The sequence below is a fragment of the Acidocella aminolytica 101 = DSM 11237 genome, from assembly GCF_900129125.1.
Lineage (GTDB): Bacteria > Pseudomonadota > Alphaproteobacteria > Acetobacterales > Acetobacteraceae > Acidocella > Acidocella aminolytica.
Map to the genome: position 1 here is coordinate 1 of NZ_FQVJ01000005.1, position 15,539 is coordinate 15,539.

Below are 15,539 nucleotides of genomic sequence, written 5' to 3' on the forward strand. Positions count from 1 at the left end.
CGGGGCTCATCGTACAGCCCATCCAGACCATCGCGAGCAAACCGATTGCGCCACACGCCAGCGGTATGGGCGCAGACATTCAGCTTCGTCGCAATATCCTTGTTGGTTAGACCGTCCGCCGCGGCAAGCACGATGCGGGCACGTAATGCCAGCGACTGTGGCGCTCCATGCTTGCGGATCAGAGCCGTCAGGGCAGCTTCCTCAGCATCATCCAACATGACAGCAACCGCACGACCCTTCGACATCCTAGCCTCCCCAAGTTTAAGGTTTAGCCAGAATGTAGACTACTTTCCGATCAGGACACTAGGTCGACCTCGATCTCCCGCAACAGCTGACGTTCCGAACGACGGCCCAACAGATCGCCGATGAACAGCGCCTTGAACATCAAGGTCGGGTCCAGCGGCAGCCGACCGTTATCCGGACAATAAAGCCCGGCATAGTGCGCGACAAACACGATGAGCGTGCGTGTCGCCCAGATTTTCGCGCTACACCCGGCAACACGATTATGGACGAAGGAAATGCCGATCACCCGTTCTATATTGCGCAGCAGATGATCCGCAGGGACCATCTGCTTCAAGGATACAAACTCAAGCGACGTGTGCCAGAGCGTGCTGCGCTTCAACATACACCGACGAATCAAAACCCCCCGGCAAATGCCAGGGGTTTGTCAGTAGTCTGAAGGCCAAGAAAGGGACATTTTCCAAGTCTGATTCCAAGTTACTTATGCTTCGGCAATTAGTCGTCCGGCCTCCTGCACACCCAATGCCTGTAAGCCACGCAGCGCAGCGCTTAGTCCCCGATTTAATTGCTGTGCCCGGCGCGTGGCGTTGACCGACCGCTTCGCAAAGCGCGACAACGCCCCCCGCAGCGCATCTGCCAACCCGGCCGCATCCGTCTGCTCAATATGGCGCAACTGTGCTGCCGCCGCTGCAAGATTGGAGGCTCCCAAACGCCCCATCATTTCAGTGATTTCGGCAAAGGCGGGGGCTGCGTCCTGCAAAGCCACCTCCACGCTGGCTGCCGCCTCGGAAATCTCGTTCGGCTTGCCGGTCAGCATTAGCGCATCCAGTTGGTGCAGCTTCAGGCTCAGCGCCTCCACCAGCTCAAGCCCCTGGCGCAGTAGCATGCTGGCGTCGCCCGGCTCACGCGATAACGGGGCGGGGTGTTCCACTTGGCGGAATTGTCCTGAGAAGTTCATCAACCTGCCTCGTTCAATACAGTGGCAATCGCTTTCGCCAGATTTTCGGGCGAAACATTATAGCTGCCATTGGCCAAAGCCTCTTTGATGGCACTCACTTTGGTCTGGCTGACACCGCTGGAGCCATGTGCTGCGCTCACCAAAGCAGCGTTAGTCTGAGCGGCAGTGCTCAAAGTCACCGTCTCCGTCTGCCCGGCTTGGAGGGATTGCGCGCTCGTGGGGGCCGGCGACGCGGCGACAGGTGTAGCCGTGCTGGAAGCTTGCAAGGGCGAGAAGGAACCATAGGGCTGGATCGTATTGGTCATGCGGCCACCACGCTTTCAGATGTTTTTATCATATCATGGTCCAGAACAGATAAGGCCGCGTCGAAATCTCGCAACGCGTCCAGACTGTTTTCCGTATTGGCCCGCAACAGCGTAAAACGCAAGGCGGAATAAACAGTCATCAACGCTGGACCAAGCGTTGCGCCTGCAGATGTGTCCAGCACACAAGACAAAACGTTCAACAACTCATCCGCCCGAGCAATCAGCTGCGCTTTAGTCTCAAGATCGCCCTGCTCAATCGCCTGACGCGCCCGCCGGCCATAATAGCGTAACGCACGCCATCCGGGTTGCAGCCAGTGCAAACCAGGCGGACCATCGAACATCGCGGCGCGATAGGTGGAGCTGACGGCATCCATGCTGATCTCGTTCATCTTTTAACCCGAGCTGGAGGAAGAGGAGCCGCTGAATACACTCAGATAGGCTTTCACTATGCTCGCGGAACTAGCTTTATTCTCAGCAGCCGTGTACTCGTTGGCAAGATTTTTAAGCGTTGCAGAACTTTGCTTCGTCATTAAAGTAATCTGCTGCTCTATCGAATTGATTGAGTCATTCAGCGATTTAGTTTGTGCGCTAATAAAACCAGTGATGCTAGTCCCGGTTACTGAACTGGAGGCAGATTTTCCAGTTGCACTAGCAGCGATGTTGCTGAGGCTTGTATAGAGCTTCGAAACGAGGCTCCCAACACTGGTGGGGCTTTTGGCGTATGCCGACGAAAAGGCGGTGCTATTGAAGCTTATGCCACCTGAGCTAGTGACAGAGAGGCCGATAGCATTGGCGCTAAGGCCACTTGATTCCAGCGTGCTAACCGCACTCATTAATTGATTTTTAAGGTTTGTCGCGGAGAAATTTCCAAGCAGGACACCAGCCTTTGCCGATGATGAGGACGATCCCGAAGCTGAAGATTTGGCGCTGGTATATTTTGTCTGCGAAGCAATAGCCGTAATGGCGGCATTCAGGCTCTTTGCCACTCCGGACAAATCACTGGACAACGCAACAGGGGACGAACTCACAGATACCGACGCATTACCAGAACTCGCCAGGGAAATCGTGACACCAGCAATGGCGCTGCCCAGCGTGTTGCTGGCGCTAGTGATAGGGATTCCGTTCAGGGTCAATGCAGCATTTGCTGCGGTTTGAACCAGAACCTCACTACCGGGGCTAGCACTGCTGTACGAAAACTGCGCCAGGGCGCCTGTGCCGGAAACAGAGAAGGCAGCGCTACTGCCAGTACCACTGCTATTTAGTACAAGCCGTGCACCATTGGTGGAACTGACGATTGACGCCTTAACGCCCCCAGCCTGTTTATTGATAGCTGCCGCGACGTTGCTTAACGTCATGCTGCCTGAGCCTAGTGAAATAGTTTCGCTCTTACCGCTTTTAAGGGTGATGGCGAGGCTGCCAGCCCCTCCAGAGAGCGTAGCAGCACCGGAGCTGACCAGACCGGAATAGATTTCTTGCCCTTTGGCCAGAGTAACTCCAGTGAGATTATAAGCACCAGTGGCAGCTGAACTATTTACGCTGGCTGTGGCCACCGCAGTGTCACTGCTGGTAACAGCACGGTTATTGATCGTAGAGAGCGACTTAATATTGGAAAGACTGTCCGTGAGCGAGGAAACAGCGCCGCTGATGCTGCCCCAAGCTGAAATGATAGCTTTGTCGGACGTAATTTGGGTTTGCAGGTTGGTGATGGGTGCCTCAAGTTGCTTCGTAACCGTTGCAATCTCTGAATTGATCGCGGAGGAACTGAGCGAAGAAACGGAAGACATGGCACACCTGCTGATTGATGAATCTCGATAAGCCGGGGCATAATGCCCCGGCCCGGTTAATCAATTCCTTACGGCAGCAGAGAGAGATAGCTTTGCTGCAGCTGCGTGGAGTTTTTCAGCGCCGCCACGCCCGACTGAGCCTGGATCGTTGCCTGCGTAAGCTTATTCGCCACCTGCGGAATGTTGGCATCCTGTACTACGCCAAGCGCTGTGGTGACGTTGGTGCTGGTAGTATTTAGATTATTGATGTTTGCAGTGAGGCGCTGCTGTACTGCGCCCAGTTGTCCGCCCTGATTGTTCAGGCCGGCCAATGCGTATTTGATGACGTTGATGGCGTTGTTGGCGCCCGCAGTCGTGCCGACATTGATGCTGGCCAACGAGGTCAGCGAGGTGGCACCGGCCAGCTTGGCCGAACCGCTGACGGTAAAGGCGGCGCTGGACTGGAACTGCACCTGCCCCTGCTGGACATCGCCAGTGGCAGCCAGATGGCCAGCGGCGGAGGTAACCGTGCCGCCTGCACCAGCGGTGGTGGCGGTACCTGCAGAGGAGAACTTGATGTTCTGGCCGGCATCCTGCGTCAGGGTCAGCTTGCCGCTGGCGCTGGAAGCAATGACGCCGCTGGTGCTGGTCTGCTGGTTGATCTGGGACACCACCTCGGAGAGGCTGGAGGCATTCACCGAAATCTTGCCGCCGTAATTGGAGCCCGAACCGGAAGCCTGCAACGCGAACTTGATACCGCCGTTAGCGCTGGCCGCGACATTGTAGGTCACCGAGTTGGTCGCCTGCGCCTGCACCCCGGTTTTACCGGAGATGTTGTTCGCCGCCTTGGCGATGGCTGCGGCGGATTCGGTCGCCGTGGTGGTGAAGCCGCCAGAGCCGCCGGTGGGGCCGGTAATCGTAACCGCAGCGCCGGTGAACGCACCAGCCGCCGAGACCAGACCAGAAGAGGCGTTCGTGAAGGCGCTCCCCTTGGCCGTCGAATACATGCCGATATTCGCGGCAGTGGTATTACCGATGGACAGATTCAGCGTTTGGCCTTCATTCGCGCCGACCTGGAACTGAACGCCAGAGAAGGTTCCATCCAGCAGATTGATGTTGTTGAACTGAGTCTGCGAGGCAATGGTGGTTACCTGACTTGTGAGCTGGCCGACCAGCGTCTGCAGGGATTGCGACTCAGCAGGCGTCTGCGTGCCGTTGGCGGCCTGCACAGCGATGGAGTTAAGCTGTTGCACGACGCCGATCTGCTGACCAATAGCGCTCTGCGCGGTCTGAAGCAAAGACACGCCCTGGTTAGCGTTGGAGGTTGCCTGCGTCAGGCCGTTAAGCTGAGAGGTAAAGCCCTGCGCGGTAATGTAACCCGCCGGGTTATCAGCTGGGGAGTTGATCGACAGGCCGCTCGCGAGTTCGCTTTGCAGCGCGTTGTTGGTCTGCGAGGTGGTGGCAATGGAGTTGAGTGCCGAAAGCGCACCGGTGTTGGTAAGAATAGAACCTACGGCGGACATGAACGAGCTCCTAGTGTTGGGGTTGCCGTACCCATTCATTCGCACCGCCCTGAGGAAGTTTTCTTCCGTTCGCGCAAAATTCGTCTCGCAAGCAAAGAAAACAGCCCTAATTTGGAAAGACCGCTTTTAAACTCTTAACATTGCGTAAGTGTTTCGGAGCTATGTGTCTGAAACTCTTTGTATCTGATCTGGCCCTTGTGGTTATCAGATATTTTCAGGCGTCAGAGCGACCTTCAAACATTATGGCCAATTGATTGCGGCCTGGACTCCATTCTCTCACCGGGCGCTCTCCTTTTTTCGAAATTTCGGATCACCAGAAAGATCCGCTTGGTTGCCGCGTCCTCGGTTGGGAACACCCCCCTTGGCTTTGAGCGTTTTGCGCAGCTCCCAGTTCAGGGATTCCACCGCACCCGTCGTATAGATAATTTTGCGGATCGCCGCGCTGAAGGCAAAAAGCGGGATCGCCTCGGCCCATGCCCTGCGCCCGGCCGGAGCGATTGAAGGGTATTTCCTATCCCAGATTTCTAGATGGCATCCAGCTGATGGGCGGCCTCTTCTTCACAAGCTCAGGTTCAAAACTGCCATCACGGTCGCGGGGAACGGCCAACGAGACATCGCCATTAGAGCCCTTCACCCACTTCGTCGTAACGCCTTAGCGGCGGTTGGGCTGATCAGCCAGCACTTCCACACCAGCCTCTTAGCCGACATGCCCTGTCAATTCCGCACCCAACAACCGTTTCAACCGCCAAACCTTCAGGTGCTTCATTTGCCCGGCGTCGTCCCGCCGATCCTCAAGCTACTTGCGCCACTTCAATAGCTCGTCCGAAGACCGACCTTGGCCCACGCCTCTCTCGAAAAGCGTGGGCCAAATCAGTTATACGCAAAGAGGTCGATACTCAGTTTTAGACGTCGAAATTCTTTTTCGAGAAATTGTGGTGCCCTTCTACATACCGCACCGTGCCCGACTTGGAGCGCATGACGATCGAGTGGGTGATCGCACCCTGCCCCACGCGTCGTACCCCTTCCAGCATCGCGCCGGAGGTCACACCCGTGGCGGCGAACATCACATCGCCCTTGGCCATTTCCTCCAGCGTGTAGATATGGGTGGGGTCGGTAATCCCCATCGCCTTGGCGCGGGCCACCTGTGCGTCGTCCTCGAACATCAGCCGTCCCTGCATCTGCCCGCCGGTGCAGCGCAGCGCCGCCGCCGCCAGCACACCTTCCGGCGCCCCGCCCGAGCCCAGATACATATCCACCCCACCACCAGGCAGAGAGGCCGCGATCACGCCCGCCACATCGCCATCGCCCAGCAGTAGAATACGCGCGCCCGCCTCGCGAATCTTGGCAATCGCCTCTGCATGGCGCTCACGGTCCAACATGCACACCATCAGCTCAGAAACCTCAATCCCCTTCGCCCGAGCCAGATTTTTCAGGTTCTCCTGCACAGGCGCGTCGAGCGAGATCACCCCTTCCGGCAAGCCGCCACCCACGGCAATCTTGTCCATATATACGTCCGGCGCATTCAAGAAATTACCCCGCTCGGCTAATGCCACGGTGGTAATGGCGTTGGGCCCGCCCTTCGCGGTAATGATGGTGCCTTCCAGAGGATCCACGGCGATATCCATGGCAGGGCCGCCGCAACCCACCTTCTCACCGATATACAGCATCGGTGCCTCATCCATCTCGCCTTCGCCGATCACCACGGTCCCATCAATCGCCACCGTGTCGAACGCCTTGCGCATGGCCTCCACGGCAGCACCATCGGCTTCGTTCTTCTGGCCCCGGCCAATCCAGCGTGAAGCGGCAATGGCCGCTGCCTCGGTCACACGCACCAGTTCCAGCGCAAGGTTACGGTCAGAGACATCTTCAAGGCGGCGTTCGGTCATCGGGGACTCCCTTATTTCGGTTCGATGCGGATAAGAGCGGGCGGTTCCAGCACGGCAGGCAGCGTGCCCACGCGCGCCAGCGCGGCGCTCACGGCGGCTTCCGTTGTCTCGTGCGTCACTAGCACAATCGGCACGGCCTCGCCCGGCGCACGCCCACGCTGCAACATCGACTCCAGCGAGATGCCGTGGTCACGCAGAATCGCGGTCACATCCGCCAGCACACCCGGCTGGTCTACCACCGAAAGCCGCAGGAAGTAGGCGCTGTTCAGCTCAGACATCGGCACCAGCCGCGCTTCCTCCAGTGCGCTCTCCGCCATGCCCCAAACCGGCACATGGATCCCGCGCGCGAAATCAATCAGATCCGCCACCACGGCACTGGCCGTCGGCCCCTCACCCGCGCCGCGCCCGCGCAGCAGCACCGGCCCGGCGAAGTCACCATCCATCAGCACGGCATTGAACACACCATCAATGGTTGCAATCGGCTGCTCCATCGGCACCATGGCCGGATGCACCCGCAAAGAGATCCCCGCCTCGGTCTTTTCCGCAATGCCCAGCAGCTTTATCCGGTAGCCAAGCTCCTGCGCGAAGGCGATATCGATGCCGGAAATCCGTCGGATGCCCTCAATATGCACGCTGCTGAAGTCAATCCGCGCGCCAAAGGCCAGCCCGGCCAGAATAGCGAGCTTATGCGCGGCATCCACGCCATCCAGGTCGAAGCTCGGGTCGGCCTCGGCATAACCCAGGCGCTGCGCATCGGCCAGCACGTCGGCAAAATCCCGGCCTTCCTCACGCATAACGGTCAGGATGTAGTTACAGGTGCCATTCAAAATGCCCGCCACACGGGAGACCTGATTAGCCGCCATGCCCTCGCGCAACGCCTTGATCACCGGAATCCCGCCCGCCACCGCCGCTTCATAAGCGATGGTCACGTTGTTTGCCTCCGCCGCCTTGGCCAGCGCCACCCCATGCACGGCAAGCAGCGCCTTGTTGGCTGTCACCAGAGTTTTGCCCGCCGCAATGGCAGCTTCGGCTAGCGCCTTGGCCTTACCCTCGGCGCCGCCTATCAGCTCCACCACCACATCAACGGCCGGGTCATGGGCCAGCCCCACCGCATCATCATACCAGTTCAGCCCATCCAGCTTCACGCCACGGTCGCGGTTGCGGTCCCGGGCAGAAACCGCCGTCACCACCACCGGCCGCCCCGCGCGCGCCGCAATCAGGTCAGCCTGCGCGGCCAGCAATTTCATTACCCCGGCCCCTACGGTCCCGAGGCCGGCAATTCCAACTTTAAGTGGTTTCAAGATTTCACCTCAGATAGCGTCTCAACCGGCGCCCCGTTATCGGTCGCCAGGAAATGTTTGATATTGCGCAAGGCTTGGCGCAGCCGGTGCTGGTTTTCCACCAGGGCGATGCGCACATGGCCATCTCCATATTCACCAAAGCCAATGCCCGGCGCCACGGCCACCTTGGCCTTGGCCATCAGCAGCTTGGAGAATTCCAGACTGCCCAGATGTGCATATTTCGGCGGAATTGGCGCCCAGGCGAACATGGAGCCATCCGGGCTTGGCACATCCCAGCCCGCCGCATGCAGGCCCTTGATGAGAATATCCCGCCGCTCGCGGTAAAGAATGCGCAAATCCTCCACGCAATCCTGCGGTCCGTTCAGCGCCGCCGTCGCCGCCACCTGAATCGGGGTAAAGGCGCCGTAATCGAGATAGGATTTCATCCGCGTCAATGCCTTGATCAAACGCGGATTACCCACCCCAAACCCCATGCGCCAACCGGGCATGGAATAGGTTTTGGACATCGAGGTAAACTCAATGGTGACGTCCTTCGCGCCTTCCACCTGCAAAACGGAAGGCGGTGGGTTGCCGTCGAAATAAATCTCCGAATAAGCAAGGTCGGAGATGATGAAAATATCATGCTGCTTCGCCAGCGCCACCAGTTCCTTGTAGAAATCCAAGGTCGCCATGTAAGCGGTGGGGTTGGACGGGAAGTTCACGATCAGCGCCGTCGGCTTCGGTACGGAATGACGCACCGCGCGGTCAATGGCGCGCAGCATGTCGTCATCCGGCGTGGCGGGGATAGAGCGCACAGACGCCCCGGCGATGATAAACCCGAACTGATGAATGGGGTAAGACGGGTTAGGCACCAGAATGGTATCGCCCGGCGAGGTAATGGCAGCAGCTAGATTCGCCAGCCCTTCCTTGGAACCCAGCGTGGCAATCACCTCCGTCTCCGGGTCGAGCTTCACGCCGAACCGGCGCTCATAATACGTCGCCTGGGCACGACGCAGGCCGGGAATCCCCTTGGAGGTGGAGTAACGGTGGCTGCGTGGATCCTGCACGGTTTCCACCAGCTTCGCCACAATATGGGCGGGGGTAGGGGAATCCGGGTTGCCCATGCCAAGATCAATAATGTCCTCAGCTGCGGCTCGCGCCTTGGCCTTGGCGGTATTCACTTCCGCGAAGACATAAGGGGGCAAGCGGCGTATGCGATGAAACTCTTCAGACATTTTAATCTCGGTTGAGAGTGGTTGATGCGGTGCTCAATACACCAATTGCACGAAGCCGCCAGAACCGGCTGGGAAGGCATTGATTTTGATATCTTTCCCCGGCACCCCGGCAGCCGTCAACGCGTCTGCCATGCGCTGCGCACGAGCGAGCGCCAAGCTCAGTGAGCCCCCGCCAAAGCCGCAAACACGAATCAGCGCCCCCTTACGGTGCGCAGCCACCCCCTGAATCAGCGTCTGCTGGTCATAAGGCAGCAATGCCGAGCCTGGGCGGAACGCCACGGAAACCGGCGGGCCGGGCGGTTTGGGGGCGGCAGCGGGCTGGGCCGCCACGGGAAGCGCCTGAGCCGACGCGGCTTTGGGGTTGGCAACGGACACACCCGGCACCTTGGGCACCGGCGGCGGCGCGGTCGGTAGCGTCAAGCCCGCCAGCGCCCCAGCAGACGGTGCAGACACGCCACCACGCGCCTGCGCGGTTATGGCCGCCTGCGCGCCGGGTGCGGCGGGCGCCAACGGGGGAGGCACATCCGCGAGATTTGGGTAAGGCAGATTAGCGCCCGGCGGGGGTTGCCGGTTTTGCGCAATCGCGCCACCCTCCGCCTCGTGGTACAAATGAATCGATTGAGAACAACCACCTAGAAGAGAGGTCACTGCCAAGATGCCAAACAAAGCTGCGTATCGCCGCTCCAACATGAAAATCCTCTCTTACCCCTCATCATGCGCCCAGCCCCGCCTTGCGCCCTGGCCTTGCGCCCTGTTTGCCTGAGAATAGCCGTCACGGAAAGGATTGCCGACCATGAATGCGCCGACGCCGCCCCAGGAACCCGATATCAAACTGCCCGATGCCGGGGCGCTCGGCCGATCCATGGCCGACATTGCCGCGCGCAGTCAGAAGCTGGTGACAGAATGGATGAAGCGCCAAACCGCCGAGGGGCTCACTTTTGACCCGCTGAATGTCAGCAACGCCTTTCTGGAGATGACCACCAAGCTGCTCTCCAACCCCTCCCAGCTCATGGAAGCGCAGATGGGGCTCTGGCGGGACTATATGACGCTTTGGCAGAACACCGCCCGGCGCATCTGGTCCGGTGAGGAGCCTGAACCCGTCATCAGCCATGATCCCCGGGATAAACGCTTCGCCGACCCCGCATGGCGGCAGAATGAGGTATTTGACTTCATCAAGCAGAGCTACCTACTTTCCGCGCGCTATATCACCGACGTCGTCACCCGCGTGGACGGGCTGGAGCCGAAAACCGCGCAAAAGGTGGATTTCTACGCCCGCCAATTCACCAACGCCCTCAGCCCCAGCAACTTTGCTCTTACCAATCCCGAGGTTCTACGGAAAACCCGTGAAACCGGCGGTGAAAATCTGGTACGTGGGCTGAACAATCTGCTGAACGACTTGGAGCACGGGCGCGGCAATCTGCGTATCCGCATGACCGATACCGAGGCATTCAATGTCGGCGAGAACATCGCCGTCTCCCCGGGCAAGGTCGTGTACCAGAACGAGCTAATGCAGCTCATCCAATACAGCCCCTCCACCGAGGACGCGCTGGCGCGGCCGCTTCTGATCCTGCCGCCCTGGATTAACAAATTTTACATTCTCGATCTGCGCCCCAAAAACTCCCTGGTGCGCTGGCTGGTCTCCCAAGGCCATACCGTGTTCATGGTCAGTTGGGTCAACCCTGACGAACAGCTCGCCGCCAAGAATTTTGACGATTACATGACCGACGGCGTGCTGGCAGCGCTGGATGCCATAGAAAAAATCACTAAACAGAAGCAGGTCAACGCCATCGGTTACTGCCTGGGCGGCACGCTGCTGGCCTCCACTCTTGGCTACATGGCAGCGAAGGGCGATGACCGGATCGCTTCGGCCACCTTCTTCGTCACCCTGACAGATTTCTCCGATGTCGGCGAGTTAGGAGTGTTCATCGACGAGGAGCAACTCTCCAGCCTCGAAGATAAAATGAGCAAGCGCGGCTATCTCGAAGGCACCGAGATGGCCACCACCTTCAACATGCTCCGCGCCAACGACCTCATCTGGAACTTCGTGGTGAATAACTACCTGCTCGGGCAGGAGCCGTTCCCGTTCGACCTACTATACTGGAACTCCGATTCCACCCGCATGCCAGCGGCGATGCATTCTTTCTATCTGCGCAATATGTACCAGAAGAATCTTCTGGCCCAGCCTAGCGGTATTTCCATGAAGGGCGTGCCGGTGGATCTGCGGCAGGTGAAGGTGCCCTGCTATTTCCTTTCCTGCCGGGAAGACCATATCGCTCCCTGGACCAGCACCTACAAAGGTGCGCGGAATTTTGGGGGGCCTGTACGCTTCGTGCTGGCGGCCTCGGGCCATATCGCGGGCGTGGTGAACCCGCCCGAAGGCGGCAAATACAACCATTTCATCAACCAGGAGCAACCCGAAAACCCGGATGAATGGTTCCAAAACGCCACCGAGATCTCAGGCTCCTGGTGGCCAGACTGGCAGCGCTGGGTCACCGCGCAGAATAACGATAAAGTCCCCGCGCGCGAGCCCGGCAAGGTCCGGGGCTTCAAAGCCCTTGAGGACGCACCGGGCTCCTACGTTAAGGTCAAGAGCTGACCCAATATGCTGGTTGGTTCAGGAGACTTCCTGAACCAACCGCTTTACAATTCGGTCCTGGCGTGTCGCAGCGCTATCTTCAAGACTGAACTGTTCCATCATCCCCGTCAGATCATTGGCCTGCTCTTCTAAGGCGTGGCTCACGGCGGTTGTTTCTTCCACCATCGCGGCATTCTGCTGAGTAACTTGATCCATCTGGTTCACCGCGCCGCTAATCTCAGCCAATCCAGCCGATTGTTGCGCCGTTTTCCCGGAAATGCCCTGCACATCCTGGTCAATTTTCTGCACCTCAGCAACAATTTCCGCCATCAACGCGGCAACGCCATGTACCAGCTTCACGCCATCCTCTACCTGCGTGCCAGCATTTGTAATCAGATTTTTGATTTCCTTGGACGCATCAGCCGAACGCTGGGCAAGACCCCGGATTTCCGTGGCGACAACCGCAAAACCACGTCCAGCCTCACCGGCACGCGCGGCTTCCACCCCAGCATTCAGCGCAAGCAAACTGGTCTGAAAGGCAATTTCATCGATCACGACTATAATTTCACCAATTCTCCCGGATGCCTCCTCAATCCTCTGCATGGCCCTCGTCGCATCCACCAACACAGCACCTGATTGATCGACCCTGTTGCGCGCCCCCGCCGCGAGCATTTGCGTGTGCTTCACATCCTCAAATGTTGTCCGTATTGACCCGCTGATCTCACTAAGCGCGGCGGCTGTTTGTTCCAGTGTCGCCGCCTGCTGCTCGGTGCGCCGGGAAAGATCATCCGATGCCTGCCGAATTTCCCGGGCGCTATTCGTGACCCCTCCGGCCGTTTGGCCAATCGCCTGCATTGCCGTGGAGAGTTTTTCAAAAGCCTGATTCAGATCAGTCCGCAATGTTTCATATGCAGCATCCAGACGCGTCGTGAGACGATAGCCAAGATTACCACGCGCCAGTTCACCAAGTGCAGTCGAAATAACTTCCATGGCCACGCGTTGCGCCTCAGTCTTGGCCCGTCGCGCGTCTTCATCATGGCGGCGGACATCTTCATAATTCTGCCGTTGGGTCAGCGCCTCCATCGTAGTTGCCTTAGCAACGGTATTCATCTGACTCAGCACTGAAAGCGCCGCAGGAAAATCCTGCGGGTCAACAATTTCAGATTTTACGTCGTTCTTCTTGACGCCCACGAACAAAACACCAATCACCGCGCCACCAGACAGCACCGGTTCATAATAAGTGTAGTATCTTTCTCCCAAAATCTCCGCTTCGCCGCGAAAAGACGCTTTGGCCGTGAATACGGCATCATAAACTGCACCACGCGCGAGATTGGTGCCAATGGCACGCTGACCGTTTTCAGCCACCACATTAGTGGCAACGCGCTGGTCACGCATGAAAATGGTCGCCACCCCTCCATGAGCGGTACGAACCTCATCAACAATTTTGACGTCACCATTCACGCAGGTTTGGCCAAAAAACAACCTATCCCCTTCAAGCCGGGGGGCACCAAGCTTGGACAATTTAGCGCGCAACAGATCAATGTTCCTGTCCAGCCCGAGTTGGGCCTGCAATGCAGCCTGGTCTTGCTCGGCCGCCCGGGCAAGACGCACCATGTTTGCCAGCAATGCGTTCTGTCGCCGCCGGAACCACAACCAAGCTGCCAACGCCAAAATACCCGCCTCCAGAAGCAGCATTATATAAGCCATGTCATTCCCGGGTTATGATCGAGGTATTCAAATCATTATTATCGCCAGCCTAACCATCTCTTAATTAAATAAGACCGGAAATTTGCCCCTCCGGCGCGGACGGGCTAACAGCCAGGCATCTGATCCTCCCGCCCGGAAGCCGCGATGCGTGTGTTACAAATCATGGCCGGGAATAAGAACGGCGGTGCCGAGCTTTATTCCACGGACATCATGCTCAGTCTGCATGAGGCAGGGCTGGACCAGCGGATCGTGCTGCGCCCCACCGCCCCGCGTTTCATGGAGCTGGCCGAGTCCGGCCTCACCATGGCACCGGACGTGCTGCGCAACCCGTTGCGCCCGCTGCAAAAGCTGCGCCTGAAACAGCTTGTCCAGGACTACAAGCCGGACATCATCCATTGCTGGATGCGCCGCGCCGTCAGCCTCGTTGCCCCTGGTTCCGCGCCCGCCATCATCGGCTGGTATGGCGATTATGAGGAGCAGCAAAAACATTTCGGCGCCTGCACGCATTTCATCGGTGTCACACGCGACCTTGTACGCCACGCTTACGACAGCGGCGCCAAACCCGGCACGGCCTTTTATGTACCAACTTTTCCCTCGGTCGAAGACTCAGCCCCGCTGGATAAATCCAGCCTCGGCACTCCGCCCGGCAAAAAGGTGCTGCTGATTCTCTCCCGTCTGCACAAGGTCAAAGGCATAGATACCGCCTTACACGCCCTAGCCCTGCTGCCGGACTGCCATCTGTGGATCGCTGGCACCGGCCCGGAGGAAGCCGCCTTAAAAGCCCTGGCCCGAGAGCTGGGCGTAGCGGACCGCGCTAAATTCCTCGGCTGGCGGACCGATCGCGGCGCCCTGCTGCGCGCGGCAAATGCCTGCCTGCTACCCTCGCGCTATGAGCCGTTCGGCACTGTGATTCTGGACGCCTGGTCAACCGCCACGCCTTTCATCGCCTGCGAGTCAGACGGCCCCAAAGCCACCATTCGCAATGGCGAGAACGGCATGCTGGTACCCGCCGATAACCCGCCCGTGCTGGCAGGTGCTATCCGCGCGGTGCTGGACAATAAAAACCTGCGCGAGCGCATCGCCCGCACCGGGCATCAGGAGTATCTGGCCCACTTCACGCGCGAGGCCGTGACACGGACCATGCTCGAAACCTACGAGACCATCCTGGCGCAAACCCGCCAGACCCGCCGGGCCTAACCCGGCGCGCCGTCAGCGCACCAGCAAAACCGGCGCATTCACTAGCCGGATCACCGCCGTGGTGGTGCTGCCCACAATCAGCGTGCGCAACGGCGAGTGGCCGTAAGCCCCCATCACCAGCACGGCATCCGGCGTCTGCGCCACCGCAGCGGCGATAATTTCTGCTGCCACGCCAGGCTTGTGGGTGATGGTTAGAGCCCGTCCATGTAGCTGCTCACGCACCTCATCCGCCAGCCGGGCATGGTTCTCGTCCGCCGCGCCTGCAATCACCAGATGCACTGGTAAATCCTTAATCAACGGGGAGTTGGCGCAGCGTTCCAGCGCGTGCCGAGCGGCGGAGCTGCCATCATAGGCCAGCACGGCGGCGCGCGGGGCCGTAGCTTCCAGCGGGGCGATTAGAATCGGTCGGTTGGAAGCTCGCACCACACGCTCGATCTTGGAGCCGATATGGTCCTTCGCGAATTCATGGCTGGCACCGCGCTTGCCAATCACCACAACACGGGCCTGCGCCTCGCGTTCCAGAATCGTTTCCACGATTCCGCCATGGCGGTGCAGTATCTTCACTTCCGCTGTTCCAGCCTTGCGCAACCGCTCCTCACCGGCGGCAAGCAGCACGCGCCCGCGCTCCACCTGCAAACGCGCCTCGGCCTCGTCGAGCTGGGTCAGCTCCTCCAGCAGCCGGGACTTCACTCCCAGCCCGATCGCACCGGAAAGATCATGCCGCTCCGCCACGGCATCCTTGCGCTGCACCACATGCAGCAGCTCCACGGGCAATTCCCATTTGCGCGCCACCCAGGCGGCCAAGTCGCATACTGGGGCCGCGTAGCGGGAAGCATCAATACAAGCCAGGATATTTTGCATCTGCCGTTT

At 59.0% G+C, this 15,539-nt stretch carries 15 protein-coding genes and 2 pseudogenes; 2 read left to right on the forward strand and 15 right to left on the reverse strand.

Annotation, left to right across the window (positions count from 1 at the left end; translation table 11 throughout):
- From BUB54_RS22000 to BUB54_RS03980, 13 genes and pseudogenes are all read right to left on the reverse strand, one after another.
- Positions 1 to 245: helix-turn-helix domain-containing protein (locus BUB54_RS22000; RefSeq protein ID WP_139284782.1), on the reverse strand; the 245-nt coding region annotated here is incomplete at its 3' end.
- Positions 246 to 304: 59 nt separating this feature from the next.
- Positions 305 to 625: pseudogene (locus BUB54_RS03930) on the reverse strand (transposase); the annotation flags it as partial.
- Between the two features lie 96 nt (positions 626 to 721).
- Complete coding sequence (locus tag BUB54_RS03935; protein ID WP_048878408.1) at positions 722 to 1,198, reverse strand: hypothetical protein; 477 nt, start codon at positions 1,196 to 1,198, stop codon at positions 722 to 724.
- On the reverse strand, positions 1,198 to 1,503 hold the full coding sequence (gene flgM / locus BUB54_RS03940) for a flagellar biosynthesis anti-sigma factor FlgM (protein ID WP_048878407.1): 306 nt from the start codon (positions 1,501 to 1,503) through the stop codon (positions 1,198 to 1,200). Before flgM ends, BUB54_RS03935 begins: the two co-directional genes overlap by 1 nt.
- Positions 1,500 to 1,892: a flagellar export chaperone FliS gene (locus tag BUB54_RS03945; RefSeq protein ID WP_048878406.1), complete on the reverse strand. Its 393-nt coding sequence runs from the start codon at positions 1,890 to 1,892 to the stop codon at positions 1,500 to 1,502. The genes flgM and BUB54_RS03945 overlap by 4 nt, the downstream gene beginning before the upstream one ends.
- A gap of 3 nt (positions 1,893 to 1,895) precedes the next feature.
- Positions 1,896 to 3,287, reverse strand: a complete 1,392-nt coding sequence (fliD, locus tag BUB54_RS03950; RefSeq protein ID WP_073211260.1) for a flagellar filament capping protein FliD — start codon at positions 3,285 to 3,287, stop codon at positions 1,896 to 1,898.
- 68 nt (positions 3,288 to 3,355) lie between these two features.
- A complete protein-coding gene (locus tag BUB54_RS03955) occupies positions 3,356 to 4,789 on the reverse strand; it encodes a flagellin N-terminal helical domain-containing protein (protein WP_048878403.1) in 1,434 nt (477 codons plus the stop codon).
- 276 nt (positions 4,790 to 5,065) lie between these two features.
- A complete protein-coding gene (locus tag BUB54_RS22005; protein WP_199444686.1) occupies positions 5,066 to 5,311 on the reverse strand; it encodes a transposase in 246 nt (81 codons plus the stop codon).
- A gap of 31 nt (positions 5,312 to 5,342) precedes the next feature.
- A pseudogene (locus BUB54_RS22010) lies at positions 5,343 to 5,441 on the reverse strand (transposase); the annotation flags it as partial.
- Positions 5,442 to 5,691: 250 nt separating this feature from the next.
- Positions 5,692 to 6,675, reverse strand: coding sequence for a class II fructose-bisphosphatase (glpX, locus tag BUB54_RS03965; protein ID WP_048878401.1), 984 nt, complete (start codon positions 6,673 to 6,675; stop codon positions 5,692 to 5,694).
- An 11-nt stretch (positions 6,676 to 6,686) separates the two neighbouring features.
- Positions 6,687 to 7,922 (reverse strand): homoserine dehydrogenase, encoded by a 1,236-nt coding sequence (locus tag BUB54_RS03970; RefSeq protein WP_373318304.1) that lies wholly within the window; start codon positions 7,920 to 7,922, stop codon positions 6,687 to 6,689.
- Between the two features lie 50 nt (positions 7,923 to 7,972).
- On the reverse strand, positions 7,973 to 9,190 hold the full coding sequence (locus BUB54_RS03975; protein WP_048878399.1) for an LL-diaminopimelate aminotransferase: 1,218 nt from the start codon (positions 9,188 to 9,190) through the stop codon (positions 7,973 to 7,975).
- Positions 9,191 to 9,223: 33 nt separating this feature from the next.
- Entirely contained in the window at positions 9,224 to 9,880 is a 657-nt protein-coding gene (locus BUB54_RS03980; RefSeq protein ID WP_048878398.1) for an OmpA family protein, read from the reverse strand.
- A gap of 103 nt (positions 9,881 to 9,983) precedes the next feature.
- Between BUB54_RS03980 and BUB54_RS03985 the strand changes: the two genes are divergently transcribed.
- A complete protein-coding gene (locus BUB54_RS03985; protein ID WP_048878397.1) occupies positions 9,984 to 11,786 on the forward strand; it encodes a PHA/PHB synthase family protein in 1,803 nt (600 codons plus the stop codon).
- A gap of 18 nt (positions 11,787 to 11,804) precedes the next feature.
- Here the strand turns inward: BUB54_RS03985 and BUB54_RS03990 are convergent, their stop codons facing one another.
- A complete protein-coding gene (locus BUB54_RS03990) occupies positions 11,805 to 13,472 on the reverse strand; it encodes a methyl-accepting chemotaxis protein (RefSeq protein ID WP_052948339.1) in 1,668 nt (555 codons plus the stop codon).
- Between the two features lie 144 nt (positions 13,473 to 13,616).
- On the opposite strand from BUB54_RS03990, the gene BUB54_RS03995 reads away from it, so the two are divergent.
- Entirely contained in the window at positions 13,617 to 14,669 is a 1,053-nt protein-coding gene (locus BUB54_RS03995) for a glycosyltransferase (RefSeq protein ID WP_048878396.1), read from the forward strand.
- Positions 14,670 to 14,681: 12 nt separating this feature from the next.
- On the opposite strand, the gene BUB54_RS04000 is transcribed toward BUB54_RS03995, so the two are convergent.
- Positions 14,682 to 15,530, reverse strand: a complete 849-nt coding sequence (locus BUB54_RS04000; protein ID WP_048878395.1) for a universal stress protein — start codon at positions 15,528 to 15,530, stop codon at positions 14,682 to 14,684.
- Positions 15,531 to 15,539 lie beyond the last annotated feature (9 nt).

Bases quoted from the DNA above. Each gene is read 5' to 3' on its own strand.
- BUB54_RS03935 (WP_048878408.1), bottom strand. From the start codon at position 1,198: ATGAACTTCTCAGGACAATTCCGCCAAGTGGAACACCCCGCCCCGTTA.
- flgM (WP_048878407.1), bottom strand. From the start codon at position 1,503: ATGACCAATACGATCCAGCCCTATGGTTCCTTCTCGCCCTTGCAAGCT.
- BUB54_RS03945 (WP_048878406.1), bottom strand. From the start codon at position 1,892: ATGAACGAGATCAGCATGGATGCCGTCAGCTCCACCTATCGCGCCGCG.
- fliD (WP_073211260.1), bottom strand. From the start codon at position 3,287: ATGTCTTCCGTTTCTTCGCTCAGTTCCTCCGCGATCAATTCAGAGATT.
- BUB54_RS03955 (WP_048878403.1), bottom strand. From the start codon at position 4,789: ATGTCCGCCGTAGGTTCTATTCTTACCAACACCGGTGCGCTTTCGGCA.
- glpX (WP_048878401.1), bottom strand. From the start codon at position 6,675: ATGACCGAACGCCGCCTTGAAGATGTCTCTGACCGTAACCTTGCGCTG.
- BUB54_RS03970 (WP_373318304.1), bottom strand. From the start codon at position 7,922: ATGAAATTGCTGGCCGCGCAGGCTGACCTGATTGCGGCGCGCGCGGGG.
- BUB54_RS03975 (WP_048878399.1), bottom strand. From the start codon at position 9,190: ATGTCTGAAGAGTTTCATCGCATACGCCGCTTGCCCCCTTATGTCTTC.
- BUB54_RS03980 (WP_048878398.1), bottom strand. From the start codon at position 9,880: ATGTTGGAGCGGCGATACGCAGCTTTGTTTGGCATCTTGGCAGTGACC.
- BUB54_RS03985 (WP_048878397.1), top strand. From the start codon at position 9,984: ATGAATGCGCCGACGCCGCCCCAGGAACCCGATATCAAACTGCCCGAT.
- BUB54_RS03990 (WP_052948339.1), bottom strand. From the start codon at position 13,472: ATGGCTTATATAATGCTGCTTCTGGAGGCGGGTATTTTGGCGTTGGCA.
- BUB54_RS03995 (WP_048878396.1), top strand. From the start codon at position 13,617: ATGCGTGTGTTACAAATCATGGCCGGGAATAAGAACGGCGGTGCCGAG.
- BUB54_RS04000 (WP_048878395.1), bottom strand. From the start codon at position 15,530: ATGCAAAATATCCTGGCTTGTATTGATGCTTCCCGCTACGCGGCCCCA.